Source organism: Duganella rivi (assembly GCF_009857435.1).
Taxonomy (GTDB): domain Bacteria; phylum Pseudomonadota; class Gammaproteobacteria; order Burkholderiales; family Burkholderiaceae_D; genus Rugamonas; species Rugamonas rivi.
Genome location: NZ_WWCK01000009.1, coordinates 76,373 through 89,404 on the forward strand (window position 1 = coordinate 76,373; position 13,032 = coordinate 89,404).

Annotated in this window: 10 protein-coding genes; 9 read left to right on the forward strand and 1 reads right to left on the reverse strand. The window is 63.4% G+C overall.

The window, feature by feature from the left end; translation table 11 throughout:
* Window positions 1-4 precede the first annotated feature (4 nt).
* The 8 genes from GTP45_RS26775 (at window position 5) to GTP45_RS26810 (ending at window position 9,613) form a co-directional block, all read left to right on the forward strand.
* On the forward strand, window positions 5-880 hold the full coding sequence (locus GTP45_RS26775) for a glycosyltransferase (protein WP_161016884.1): 876 nt from the start codon (window positions 5-7) through the stop codon (window positions 878-880).
* A gap of 12 nt (window positions 881-892) precedes the next feature.
* On the forward strand, window positions 893-1,318 hold the full coding sequence (locus GTP45_RS26780; RefSeq protein ID WP_161016885.1) for a sugar 3,4-ketoisomerase: 426 nt from the start codon (window positions 893-895) through the stop codon (window positions 1,316-1,318).
* A complete protein-coding gene (locus GTP45_RS26785; protein WP_161016886.1) occupies window positions 1,315-2,433 on the forward strand; it encodes a DegT/DnrJ/EryC1/StrS family aminotransferase in 1,119 nt (372 codons plus the stop codon). The genes GTP45_RS26780 and GTP45_RS26785 overlap by 4 nt, the downstream gene beginning before the upstream one ends.
* A 16-nt stretch (window positions 2,434-2,449) precedes the next feature.
* Entirely contained in the window at window positions 2,450-3,742 is a 1,293-nt protein-coding gene (locus GTP45_RS26790) for an MBL fold metallo-hydrolase (RefSeq protein ID WP_161016887.1), read from the forward strand.
* Between the two features lie 35 nt (window positions 3,743-3,777).
* Window positions 3,778-4,518 (forward strand): acyl-ACP--UDP-N-acetylglucosamine O-acyltransferase family protein, encoded by a 741-nt coding sequence (locus GTP45_RS26795; RefSeq protein ID WP_161016888.1) that lies wholly within the window; start codon window positions 3,778-3,780, stop codon window positions 4,516-4,518.
* 57 nt (window positions 4,519-4,575) lie between these two features.
* Window positions 4,576-7,707, forward strand: coding sequence for an O-linked N-acetylglucosamine transferase family protein (locus GTP45_RS26800; protein WP_161016889.1), 3,132 nt, complete (start codon window positions 4,576-4,578; stop codon window positions 7,705-7,707).
* Window positions 7,708-7,712: 5 nt separating this feature from the next.
* Window positions 7,713-8,807: an SGNH/GDSL hydrolase family protein gene (locus GTP45_RS26805; RefSeq protein ID WP_161016890.1), complete on the forward strand. Its 1,095-nt coding sequence runs from the start codon at window positions 7,713-7,715 to the stop codon at window positions 8,805-8,807.
* A 152-nt stretch (window positions 8,808-8,959) separates the two neighbouring features.
* Window positions 8,960-9,613, forward strand: coding sequence for a hydrolase (locus GTP45_RS26810; protein ID WP_161016891.1), 654 nt, complete (start codon window positions 8,960-8,962; stop codon window positions 9,611-9,613).
* A 67-nt stretch (window positions 9,614-9,680) separates the two neighbouring features.
* On the opposite strand, the gene GTP45_RS26815 is transcribed toward GTP45_RS26810, so the two are convergent.
* The gene (locus GTP45_RS26815; RefSeq protein WP_161016892.1) at window positions 9,681-10,082 is read right to left on the reverse strand and encodes a CBS domain-containing protein; all 402 of its coding nucleotides are present in this window, start codon (window positions 10,080-10,082) and stop codon (window positions 9,681-9,683) included.
* Between the two features lie 64 nt (window positions 10,083-10,146).
* Between GTP45_RS26815 and GTP45_RS26820 the strand changes: the two genes are divergently transcribed.
* The gene (locus GTP45_RS26820) at window positions 10,147-12,975 is read left to right on the forward strand and encodes an O-linked N-acetylglucosamine transferase family protein (RefSeq protein ID WP_161016893.1); all 2,829 of its coding nucleotides are present in this window, start codon (window positions 10,147-10,149) and stop codon (window positions 12,973-12,975) included.
* Window positions 12,976-13,032 lie beyond the last annotated feature (57 nt).

The following is a 13,032-nucleotide window of genomic DNA, read 5'->3' on the forward strand; positions in this document are numbered from 1 at the left end:
TTTCATGAGTTTGCCATTAGTCAGCATCATCATCCCGTCGTACAAGACCGCGCACTTCGAGGCTTGCCTGCGTTCGGCCATCGGCCAGACCTATCCAAACATTGAGATCCTGGTCAGCGACAACTGCCCGACCGAGGAAATCAAGGAAATCTGCAAGCGCTACAGCCAGAACGTGATCTACCAGCGCAACACCGCGGTGCGCGAGCAGAACGTGCTGACCGCTTTCTTTAGCGCCAAGGGCCACCTGATCAAGCCGCTGTTCGACGACGATATCCTGCACCCGTTCTGCGTCGAGCGCATGGTGGCAGCCATGAATATGAACCCGGAAACGCAGCTGGTGTTCTCGGCCTCGCAAGTGATCAACACCGACAACGAGCGCACCGAGACCCGCCGCCCGTACGAAGCCAGCGGCGCCATGAGTGGCCGCGACATGCAGCGCTCGATGGTGCTGGGCATGCGCAACTTCGTCGGCGAATTCAGCTCCATCATGTTCCGCCGCGAACGCCTGTGGCAAGTTGGCACCAAGCTGTTCAGCTACGGCACCCACGACTGCGCGCTGGGTCTGGCCGACGTGGCCGCCTACTTCAACCTCGTGCGTGACGCGCAGGTGTTCTACATCGACGAAGAGCTGTCCTACTTCCGCCACGACCAGCGCCTGAATTCCAACTCCAACCCGAACAGCAATCCCAACTTCGGCTACTGCTTCTCCGACTACATCGACCTGCTGATCGAATCGGTCGACGCCGGCGTGGTCGCGCGCGAGGAACTGTTCGTGATGCTGCCGACGGTGGACGATGTTGCCGCCCGCCTGGGCCAGGTGTTCCCGATGGTGCTCACCTCCCAGCAGCGCTACCACGCTGTGCTGGCCAGCCAAAACTAAGGACATATTGCCATGATAGATCAATGCAAACTGATCGACCTGCCGAAACACCATGACCCGCGCGGCAACCTGTCCGTGATCGAAGGCGGCATCCACGTGCCGTTCGACATCAAGCGCGTCTATTACCTGTACGACGTGCCGGGCGGCTCCTCGCGTGCCGGTCACGGCCACATCGAGTTGCAGCAGCTGTTCATCGCCATGTCCGGCAGCTTTGACGTGATTGTCGATGACGGTTACGAGCGCAAACGCATCCACCTGAACCGCTCCTACTACGGCCTGTACGTGCCGGGCATGATGTGGCGCGAAGTGGAAAACTTCTCCTCGGGCGGCGTGTGCCTGGTGTTGGCCTCCACCCTGTACGACCCTGACGATTACTACCGCGAATACGACGGCTTCGTCGACGCAGTTCACAAGCAAAATAAGAAGGCGAAACCATGAGCATTCCTTTCCTCGACCTGAAAGCCATCAACCTCGCGCATGCCGACGAGATGGAAGCCGCGTTCAAGCGCGTGCTCAACTCGGGCTGGTTCATTCAAGGGCAGGAAGTGGCGCAGTTCGAGCGCAGCTTTGCCGCTTACTGCAACGCTGAGCACGCGATTGGCGTAGCCAACGGCCTCGACGCCATCTTCATGATTTTGAAAGCCTACGGCATCGGCCCCGGCGACGAAGTCATCGTGCCGAGCAACACCTTCATCGCCACCTGGCTGGCAGTGAGCCACTGCGGCGCCACGCCGATCCCGGTAGAGCCGGTGGAAGCCACTTACAACCTCGATCCGGCCAAGATTGCCGCCGCCATCACGCCGCGCACCAAGGCCATCATGCCGGTGCACCTGTACGGACAGCCGGCCGACATGCAGCCGATCATGGCCATCGCGCGCCAGCACGGCCTCAAGGTGATCGAGGACTCGGCGCAGGCGCACGGCGCGCGCTGCCACGGCCAGTTGGCCGGCCAGCTCGGCGACGCCGCCGCCTTCAGCTTCTATCCAGGTAAAAACCTCGGCGCGCTGGGCGACGGCGGCGCCGTCACCACCAACGATGCGACGCTGGCGCAAGCCATCCGCACGCTGGGCAACTACGGTTCGCGCGTGAAGTACTACAACGACGTCGCCGGCTACAACTCGCGCCTCGACGAACTGCAAGCAGCACTGCTGTCGGTCAAGCTGCCGTCGCTGGACGCCGGCAACACCCAGCGCAAGGCCATCGCCGCTTTCTACAGCGAGCAGCTGGCCGACCGCCCGGGCGGTATCGTGCTGCCGGTCGTACCTGAATGGGCCGATCCGGTCTGGCACTTGTATGTGATCCGTCACCCACAGCGCGACGCGCTGGCGAAAGCGCTGGCAGCGGCCGGCGTCGGCACCATCGTGCACTACCCGGTGCCGCCGCATCTGCAACCGGCGTATGCCGAACTGGGCTACAAGCAAGGCGACTTCCCGATTGCCGAAGCCATCCACCGCGAGGTGCTGAGCCTGCCAATGGGCCCGACCATGACGCTGGAACAAGCCGCCCAAGTGGTGGCCGCCCTGCGCACCGCTCTGGCTGGCCTGAACCAATAATCACCGAGTACGCACCATGATCCCTTCGCTAAGCAATTTCTACGACCGCTACACCAACGGCATGTACTACCTCGGCCACGCCTCCGCGCTGGCCGTACTGGACGGGAAAAAAATCCTGTTCGACCCGATTGTGCTGTCGCAGCCGTATGCCGATGCATGGGTGTTCTACCCGCCGCAGATCGTCGATCCGCGCTGGTATGAAGTCGATGCGGTGGTGGTGTCGCACATCCACCAGGATCACTACGACCTGCCCTTCCTGCGCGCGCTGCCGCCGCACGTGAAAGTCATCATCTCCGGCAACCGCCCGAGCTTTGAAGAAGACATCCAGCGCGCCGGCCGCGAGATCACCGTGCTGGAACCGGAAAAAGTGCACGAGATCCTGCCGGGCGTGAAGTTCTACGCGGTCAATCACGAAACCAACGGCATCGATTCCTCGGCCATCGTCTTCAACGACAAGTTCTGCCTGTACCACGGCAACGACAACTACTTGCAGCCGGCCTCGATGCGCAAGTTCCGCGAGATCAATCCGAAGATCGACGTGGCCTGCATCCCGTACGCTTACATCCACTGGTATCCATTCCTGATGGAATACGAGCCGCACGAGCTGGACGCCAAGGCCGCCGAAAGCGCGCGCCTCGTCAATGTCTACCTGGATGACTGCCTGAACAGCACCGAAATCCTGCAGCCGAAGATCACCGTGCCGTTCGGCGCCAACCTGTTGATCGACGACGGCAATATGCGCTCCGAGATCAATCTCGCCGTGCGCACGCCGGTGGAGTTTGCCGACTACGCGCGCCGCACCCGCCCCGACCTCGGCAACGTGGTGCAGCCGATGCTGGCCGGCGACTACGTCGGCGTCGGCGCCAACGGCGAGCTGGAAATGACGCAGGCGGCCAACTACGAGATCGAAGAGTACCGCGACGTCGCCCAAGCCTTCCTTGCAGCGCGCCCGCAAAAAGCGCCGCCGGCCGATGGCGCACCGGCCGACCTGGGACGCTTCATCGCCGACCTGAACGACCGCATCGCCGGCTGCAACGCGCCGATCGACAATATGCTGCGCATGGAACTCAGCTATCGCGGCGACAAGATACTGGTGGAAATCGATCTGATGACCTACCGCGCGCAACTGGTCACCGAGTTCACGCCGGGCCGTCCTTACCACCACTTCAAGGTAGACCCGGTGGCCTCCGCCGAATGGCTGAGCGGCAAGCGCTTTGAAGAAGTGATCGGCTCGCGCCGCTTCACCCTCAAGCGCGTGCCGAATCTGTACCTGCCGGATCTGCTGCGCCTGCTGAGCACCGTTATCTGATGCACACAAGATAAGCATAACAACAAGGAGACACCATGATCCATCCTAGCGCCATCGTATCCCCGAAAGCCAAGCTGGGCGCCAACGTCAAGATCGGCCCGTTCAGCATCGTGCATGACAACGTCGACATCGGCGACAACACCGTGATCGAGAGCCACTGCGAGATCGGCTATCCGAGCGCGCTGGCCGGCGACCGCCCGCTGGTGATCGGCGCCAACACGCTGATCCGTTCGCACTCGATCTTCTACGCCGGCTCCACCTTTGGCGAGCGCCTGATGACCGGCCACCGCGTCACCGTGCGCGAAGGCACTGTGGCCGGCGTCAACCTGCAACTGGGCACGCTGTGCGACCTGCAGGGCGATTGCACCATCGGCGACTACGTGCGTTTCCACTCCAACGTCCACATCGGCAAGATGTCCAAGGTCGGCAACTTCGTCTGGATCTTCCCGTATGTGGTGCTGACCAACGACCCGCATCCGCCTAGCTCGGTGCTGCAGGGCTGCGAGATCGGCGACTTTGCCGCCGTGGCCACCATGACCGTGGTGCTGCCGGGCGTGAAAGTCGGCGCGCACTCGCTGGTGGCGGCGCACAGCATGGTCGGCAAGGACGTGGCGCCATCGACCGTGGTCGGCGGCGCACCGGCCAAGTACCTGTGCGACACCGTCAAGATCAAATTAAAAGACGGCACCGACCGTCCAGCCTACCCGTGGACTACCCACTTCCGCCGCGGCTATCCAGACTCGGTAACGGCCGGCTGGGACGCGCCGGCGGAATAAATACTAGCGTATCCGGCCGCTGCGGCGGCCGCCCTGAACCACTGACCACCCGCCTCAATGACCGCCTCCTCCCACGCCCAATGGCTGAAACAAGCCGCACGCGGCAACATGACGATCCCGGAATTGTTCGATGCCGCCGCCGCCCTGACGCAACAGGGCCAGTCGCAACAGGCCATCGAGCTGTATCGCCACTGGATTGAACACACCAAGCGCTCGCCGCTGGCTTACGCCGCATGGTTCAACCTAGGCGCGCTGCTGGCCGCCGTCAACGACGATGCGGGCGCCGAGGCGGCCTACCGCAAGTGCATCGCGCTGCAAGCGCGCTTCATCGAAGGCCGGTTGAATCTGGGCACGCTGCTGGAGCGCCAGGGCAAGCCGCAAGAAGCGCTTGATATGTGGCGCACCATCCTCAGCCCCGCCGTCAAAATCGACAAGGTCACGCAGCGCGGCTTGTATCTGCAAACCTTGAACAATCTCGGACGCCTGCTGGAAATCCAGAAGCAGTACCCGGAAGCGGAAGAGATGCTGGCGCAAAGCCTGCGCGTCGATCCGTCGCAAGTGAACGTGATGACGCACTGGGTACACCTGCGCCAGAAGCAGTGCCACTGGCCGACGTGGGCCGGCCTCGATCACATCAGCCGCCAGCAAATGGAAGACGGCGCGTCGGCACTGGCGATGCTCAGCCTCACCGATAATCCAGACCTGCAAATGGCCGCCGCCCAGCGCTTCGTGCGTGACAAGATGACGGCCAACGTGCCGCCTATGACCGACGGCAAAGGCTACGGCCATTCACGCCTGCGCGTCGGCTACTTGTCGTCTGACCTGTGCTCGCACGCGGTATCGATCCTGACCGCCGAACTGTATGGCCTGCACGACCGCAGCCAGTTCGAAGTCTATGCCTTCAGCTGGAGCCGCGACGACGGCTCGCCGCTGCGCAAGCGCGTGGTAGCCGGCATGGATCACTACATCCCGATCCACACGCTGAGCGATGAGCAGGCGGCGCAGCTGATCCGCTCGCACGAAATCGACATCCTGGTCGACCTGCACGGCCTGACCTCCGGTGCGCGTCCGCAAATCCTGGCCTACCGTCCCGCCACCGTGCAGATGACGTGGCTGGGCTTCCCCGGCACCACCGGCTTGCCGGGCATCGACTACGTGATCGCCGACGACTTCCTGATCACGCCCGAGATGGAGAAGGACTTCACCGAAAAGCCACTGCGCCTGCCGGACACCTTCCAGATCAACGACCGCCAGCGCCTGGTCGGCAATACGCCGACGCGCGCCTCGGTCAGTCTGCCGGAAGATGCGTTTGTGTTCTGCTCCTTCAGCAACAGCTACAAGTACAAGCCGGAGCTGTTCGCGCACTGGATGAACATCCTGCGCCGCGTGCCGAATTCGGTCTTGTGGCTGGTGGCCGACACGCCGCTGGTGGGCGACAACCTGAAGCAGCACGCGCGGGAAGCTGGCATCGATCCTGAACGCCTGATCTTCGCCACCCGCGCGCTGCCTGCCGATTATCTGGCGCGCTACCGAATCGCCGATCTCTTCCTCGACACTTACCCGTTCAACGGCGGCACCACCGCCAGCGATGCGCTGTGGGCCGGCCTGCCGGTGCTGACTTGCTCCGGCCCGACCTTCGCCTCGCGCATGGCAGGCAGCTTGCTGCGCGCGGTTGATCTGCCGGAACTGATCACCACCAGCTTTAGCGAATACGAAGAGAAGGCCGTGGCGCTGGCCAACGACCCGGTACGCATCGCCGCCATGAAGCAGCAGCTCAACGCCAATCGCATGAGCTGCGCGCTGTTCGACACCCCGCGCCTCGTGCGCAACCTGGAAGCGGCCATGAAGCGCGTCTCCGCCCCTACTGTGAGCCTAGCCAATATGAATCCTATCGACCAGATCCCGATGATCGCGGTGTCGTACAACGCACCCGACCTGATTGCCTCACTGCTGTCGACCTTCCGCCAGCACTACCCGCACAACCCGGTCACCATCATTGACGGCTCGGCACCGGAGATTGCCGCGCAAATCGCGCCGATCTGCGCGCAGTACGCGGGCGTGACCTTCAAGCCGTTCGGCTACAACATTCACCACGGCCCGGGCATGGCGTGGGCGATTGAAAACCTTCCGCTGTCGGGCCGCGTGCTGTTCCTCGACTCCGACGTTGAAATCCTCAAGCGCGGCTTCCTGGAATCGCTGGACGAACACCTGAAGCCGGGCATGTACGGCGTTGGCAACGTTAGCCCGGTGGACGAAAACGGCCAGCCGCATGGCCCGAACAGCATGCCTTACCTGCACCCGGCCTGCATGCTGACCAATATCGACGTGGTGCGCGCTTGGCCGCTGCCGATCAAGCACGGTGCGCCAATGCTGCCGCCGATGATCGCGCTGGCGAAAGCCGGCAAGAGCGATTTACTCGGCAACGTCACTTGGGTGAACAACGACTTCGCCGAAAATCCGGCGCAGCGCATCTTCATCCGCCACGACTGGCAAGGCACGGTGCGCCGCACCGGCGGCTACCACTACGACAAGCCGAGCGCCACGCAGATCAACACCGAGCTGCTGGCCTTTGTGCCGAAGGACGCGATCAAAGTGGTGCAGCTGGGCTGCGGCGATGGTGCGTTTGCCAAGGCCTACAAGCAGCTCAACGCGGTCTGCAACTACACCGGCATCGAGCGCGACGCCATCGTCGCCGAACAAGCGCGCGCGCACTGCGATTTCGTCTACAGCCAGGACTTTGAAGCGGCCGATGAGCAACGCGACCGCCAACTGGCGCAGGCCAATTGCTGGGTGCTGGATGGCGCGCTGGAACGCGTGCGCGATCCGTGGGCGGTGCTGCAAAAAATCCGCAGCAGCATGGCGGCTGACGGCACACTGGTGCTCTCGGTGCGCAACATCCAGCACTGGAGCGCGCAAGTGCGCTTGAACATGGGCGACTTCCGCTACCGCGCCGACGGCGTGCTGCAACAGGACGAACTGCGTCAATTCACGCGCGGCTCGCTGCTGGAACTGCTGGCGCAAACCGGCTTCCGCCTGACTGGCGGCGCACCGGTGATCCGCGAAGAAGCGGGCCGCGAAGTGTTCCTGCCTATCCTGCGTCAACTGGCCGTGGCGAGCGGCAGCGATCCAGAATTGTCGGTGCAGGACGCGCTGGCGCAACGCTACATCATCACCGCCGTACCGGCCTAACGCATATGCGCATCCTCATCATCGGCGGTTCCAACTCGCTGCTCAAGGGCGGCTATGTGCAAGGCCTTGCGCAAGCGCTGCAAGGCTATGTGGAAGCGGAGATCGTGCAGATTTCGGTTGGCGCCACCACCTCGCTGTCGGCCATCGGCCGCCTGCACGAAACCTTCAACGGCCAGCCGGCCGATGTGATCTTGTACGAATACGGCATCAACGATGCAGGCCACTTTGCGCCGCGCCCCGGTGGTGCGGAATCGTGGCTGATGTGCTTCCACCTGCTGGTGAAAACGGCAGCGCGCTTGTATCCATCGGCGGTGTTTGTGCCGCTGGTGCTGGCGCAGCACCAGCACTTCTCGATGATGGCGTCGAACCCGATCTACGATGCGCAGATCCGCGCCTACCAGGAACTGGCACTGCCGGTGATCGATATCCGCGCGTGGATGTCGGCGCTATTCCTCGGCCGCGCGCCAGAATGGATGTACCGCGATGCAGCCCACTACGACACGCCGCACGCCACCTCCATCATCGGCGCGCTGGTGGCGCAACGCCTGCTGACCTTGAAAGCGCACAACGCCGAACCTTTATCGGCGACGCTGGCGCGCCTGCTGCCGCTGTCACCGTTTGCGAAGACCGAAGCGATGTATATCCCGGCGCTGAACCTGCGCCAGTTCGCCAGCGGGCCGGTGGAGCCGGGCCACATCGGCAATCGCCTGATGCAGCTGGATTACTTGCGTATGCTGCCGGGCAGCCGTCTGGATTTGCATAGCGAGATGTTCCCGCTGGCGATCTTCCTCAAATCCGACCCGCAGCACGACGCGCTGCAACTGGAGCTGGAAACGCCGGAAGGCCTGTCGATCAACACGCGGGTCGTCACGCGCCACGCGGACACCGAGACGCTGCCGTTCATCTATTCGAGCATCCCGCTGCCGCTGCTGTGGAGCCATTCCCTGCTGATGCACTACGGCGCCAGCAAGCTAGGCGTCTCCGTGCCGCTGGAAGCCGGCGGCGGCCAAACCGGCTTCGACTGCTACGCCCCCGGCCTGCCCGGTGCAGCCGGCCGCCATCTCGACTTCGTCGGCCTGCTGATGCTGGTGCAGCAGTAATTCTCAATATTCGAAAATTTCGACAATAAAGCGGAAATTTTTCCGCTTTTTGTTTTTGGTTTGGACGCGCATACTTCATTCCATCGACGCAGCAACAACGGAAACAGCGTCAAACACCAAATCGAAATTATTGAATATTAAGGAGAATCACTATGCCTACCGCAATCGCCAAACCAGCCCAAAACCTGCTGAGCCCAAGCAACCACGCCCTGATCCTGATCGACCACCAATCGCAGATGGCGTTTGCTACCAAGTCGATTGACCCGGTCCAGCTGCGCAACAACGTGGCGCTGGTGTCGAAATCCGCGAAAGAATTCAAGGTGCCGACCATCCTGACCACCGTGGCAGAAAAATCGTTCTCCGGCCCGATCTTCAATGAAATCAAGGAAGTGTTCCCGAACGAAGTGGCAATCGACCGCACCACCATGAACACCTGGGAAGACCCACGCATCGCCGAGCGCGTGAATGCCATCGGCAAAGAGAAAATCGTGCTGGCCGGCCTGTGGACTTCGGTGTGCATCGTAGGCCCAGCACTGTCGGCCCTGGACCAAGGCTTTGAAGTCTACGTCATCACCGACGCCAGCGGTGACGTCTCCGACGAAGCCCACGAGCGCGCCGTGCAGCGCATGATCCAGGCCGGCGCCCGTCCGATGACCTCGCTGCAATACCTGCTCGAACTGCAACGCGACTGGGCCCGTGGCGAAACCTACGACGAAACCGTCGCCACCTCCATCGCCCACGGCGGCGGCTACGGTCTCGGCCTGATCTACGCCAAAACCATGTTCAACGCCAGCGAAGGCCACTAAAAAGTCGGGGTCAGTTCTGCCAATCGCACACGAGCTCATGTACCAATGGCAGAACTGACCCCGAATTTCAGCTACGCAAGCTGCGCAGGATGTCGCGCCAGCTGAGGATGCCGACCAGGCGGTCGTCGGCGCTCAGGATGGGGATGCAGGAGATGGCGTGTTCGTTGAACAGGTCGATCGCTGCATCCACCGTCGCATCCTCGCGCAGGATCTTCGGCTTGCGCGACATGACTTGGTGCACGCGCTTGTTCAGCGTGGCCGTATCTTTGTAGGTCTCGATGTTGGTGCCGATGTTTGGGCTCAAGGCTTTGAACAGGTCGCGATCCGAGACCACGCCCAGCAGCTCACCCTTCTCCATCGCCAGCAGGTGGTGGAACTTGCTGTGATCGAAGATCTCTTTGACCAAGGCAAGCGTGTCGTCCAGGCCCACCGTGACCACGTTGCGGCTCATGATGTCTTTTACCAGCATAATTTTTTACTCTGATCGTGCTCTGAAGATTGAATCCTAGACGGATTCAGCCGACAATACCAGCATGACTGCCAGCCTCCCCAGCGATGAATCGCAACTGCAGGAATTGAACCGGGCCCTTGCCGCCAACGAACTGACGCAAGCGGCCAAGGTCGCGTTTGTGCTGGCAAAGCGCGGCACCCTGCCCATCATGCAGTTGATTGGCCTCGCCGGACTAATGGGCCACGCCGGTCAGGCTGAGCGCGCCGCCGAGTTGTATCACCTGTGGCTGCGCTGCACCGAATCGCCGCTGCTGTTTGCCGCGTGGTACAACCTCGGCGTGCTGCAAATCCAGGCCAACGAGCAGCAAGAAGCCGAGCAGTCGCTGCGCGCCGCCCTCGCCATCAAGCCCGATTTCATCGACGCCCGCATGACGCTCGGCACGCTGCAAGAACGCCTGCGCCAGCACGAGGCCGCCCTCGCCACATGGCGCGCCGCCCTCGCCCAGATCGATCCCGACCATCCAGCCAGCCGCCCGCAGCAAATCCAGGCACTCAACAGCGTGGCCCGCGTGGCAGCCCTGCGCAAGCATTACCCGGAAGCCGAGGACGCCTGCGCGCGCAGCCTGCTGCTCGATCCCAAGCAGCCCGACATCGCCGCCCAATGGATCAATCTGCGCCAGCAGCAATGCGCTTGGCCGGTGTGCGCGCCCTTGCCCGGCTTGGCTGAGGCCGATCTGGGCCACAGCGCTTCGGCCGCTTCTACCCTGTGCATCAGCGACGATCCAGCCGAACAACTGGCCGCCGCCCAGCGCCACCCGGTCAACCGCGCCGCCGCGCCAACGCCGCTGGCAGATGAACAAGGCTATTTGCACCGCAAGCTGCGCATCGGCTATCTGTGTTCCGACTTCAGCAGCCACGCCGCAGCCCGCCTAACGGCCGAGCTGTACGGCCTGCACCAGCGCGATCAGTTTGAAATCTACGGCTTCAGCTGGAACGAGGAAGACCGCAGCGGCTTGCGCACCCGCATCGCGCCGCAGATGGATCACCACATCCGCCTCACCGTGATGAGCGACCTGCAAGCGGCGCAAACCATCCGCGCCCATGAGATCGACATCCTGGTCGACCTGCACGGCCTCGGCGCCGACGGCCGTCCCGGCATCCTGGCCCAGCGCGCCGCGCCGGTGCAGATCAGCTGGCTCGGCCATCCCGGCAGCAGCGCCATGCCTACCGTCGACTACGTGCTGGCCGACGCTTTCGTGCTGCCGCCGCAACTGCACGCCTCATTTACCGAGCGGCCGCTTTATTTGCCGGACTGCGTACAAATCCACGACCGCCGCCGCGCCATCGGCCCGGCGCCGAGCCGCGCCAGCTGCGGCCTGCCGGAGCAGGCTTTCGTGTTTTGCAGCTTCAACAGCAGCCGCAAGCTGACGCCGTCGCAATTCGCATCGTGGATGCGCATCCTCAAACGCGTGCCGGATAGCGTGCTGTGGCTGGCAGCCGACAGCGAACCGGTGCGCGACAACCTGCGCATCGCCGCGCTACGTCACGGCATCGCCAGCGAACGCCTTGTATTCGCGCCGCGCCTGGTGCAAGCCGACTACCTTGCGCGCCTGCAACTGGCCGACCTCTGCCTCGACACGCTGCCGTTCAGCGGCGGCGCAGCAGCAGCGGACGCCCTGTGGGCCGGTGTGCCGATGCTGACGCTGGCCGGCAACAGCTACGCGGCGCGTCTCGGCGGCAGCCTGCTGCACGCCATCGGGCTGCCGGAGCTGGTGATGCGCAGCGCCCGCACTTACGAAGACAAGGCCGTACGCCTGGCCGCCAAGCCGCAAGAACTGGCGCGCCTGCGCCGCCGCCTCGCCAAGAACCGCGACAAGACGCCATTGTTCGACACGCCAACGCTGGTGCGCCACCTCGAACAGCTGTACCTGCAAGTCGCGCGCGGCACGCTGCAAAGCGACCCAACCAACGAGCACACCGCCGACACCACCCTGCCGCTGGTCAGCATCCTGATCCCCACCGGCGACGGCGACAGCGCCGAGCTGCTGGAGCAAACCGTGCGCAGCGCGCTCGCCCAGCATTACGGCCGCTGCGAAATCATCGTCAGCGACAGCGGCAGCGGCGACACCCGCCAGCGCCGCCTCGCCAAACTGCTGGCCAAGCATCCGCAGCTGCGCTACAACCGCGCGCCGACACTGAATGCCGAGGACAATCTCGACCACTGCCTCGCGCTGGCACTCGGCGAATACATCGCAGTCGCTCCAGCCGGCGACCTGCTGCACGCTGACAAAATCAGCCGCATGATGCACTTCTACCAGCACTTCCCCGGCATCGGCCTGGTGGCCTGCTGGCGTCAGCCGCTGGCTGCCGACGGCACGCCGCTGCCCGGCGCGCCGCTGCTGCCGCAAGCCGCAGTAGGCGGCGCATCGCTGGCCAACGTGCTGCTGGCCCACGAAACCGCCGGCGACGCTCTGTGCCAGCCGGCCGGTCTGCTGCTGCGACGCGCCCAACTGGGCGCCAGTTTCGGCCACTACCAAGGCAAGCGCTACCGGCATCTGGGCGGCATCGCCACCGCACTGGCGGCGCTGGCCGGCCACGAATGCGCCTACCTGTCCGACCCGCTGTCGCAATACCATCCGGCCCCGGCGACCACCGGGCATGATGCGGTCACGCTGGATGACCAGCTCGCCCCAGCGCTCGAACGCCTGTATCTGTTGTATGAAGCCCACACCCGCCAGCACTTCCTCACCGACAGCACCCGCTTCAAAGCCCTGCTGGTGACGCGGCTGGAGGCGCTATCGGCGCTGCTGCACCGCCATCATGCCCAACTGGCAGCAGGAGACGCGCAACAAAACGAGGCCGTCCAGCAAGCGCTCAAGCAAGGCTACCAATTACTGCTCTCGCCATTCTGAATCCACGCCCCTAAACAAGGGGCGAAGGCCCCTAAATAGCCTCTACTTTTCGTTTAA

Coding starts and splice junctions, on each gene's coding strand:
- GTP45_RS26775 (WP_161016884.1), top strand. CDS start 5: ATGAGTTTGCCATTAGTCAGCATCATCATCCCGTCGTACAAGACCGCG.
- GTP45_RS26780 (WP_161016885.1), top strand. CDS start 893: ATGATAGATCAATGCAAACTGATCGACCTGCCGAAACACCATGACCCG.
- GTP45_RS26785 (WP_161016886.1), top strand. CDS start 1,315: ATGAGCATTCCTTTCCTCGACCTGAAAGCCATCAACCTCGCGCATGCC.
- GTP45_RS26790 (WP_161016887.1), top strand. CDS start 2,450: ATGATCCCTTCGCTAAGCAATTTCTACGACCGCTACACCAACGGCATG.
- GTP45_RS26795 (WP_161016888.1), top strand. CDS start 3,778: ATGATCCATCCTAGCGCCATCGTATCCCCGAAAGCCAAGCTGGGCGCC.
- GTP45_RS26800 (WP_161016889.1), top strand. CDS start 4,576: ATGACCGCCTCCTCCCACGCCCAATGGCTGAAACAAGCCGCACGCGGC.
- GTP45_RS26805 (WP_161016890.1), top strand. CDS start 7,713: ATGCGCATCCTCATCATCGGCGGTTCCAACTCGCTGCTCAAGGGCGGC.
- GTP45_RS26810 (WP_161016891.1), top strand. CDS start 8,960: ATGCCTACCGCAATCGCCAAACCAGCCCAAAACCTGCTGAGCCCAAGC.
- GTP45_RS26815 (WP_161016892.1), bottom strand. CDS start 10,082: ATGCTGGTAAAAGACATCATGAGCCGCAACGTGGTCACGGTGGGCCTG.
- GTP45_RS26820 (WP_161016893.1), top strand. CDS start 10,147: ATGACTGCCAGCCTCCCCAGCGATGAATCGCAACTGCAGGAATTGAAC.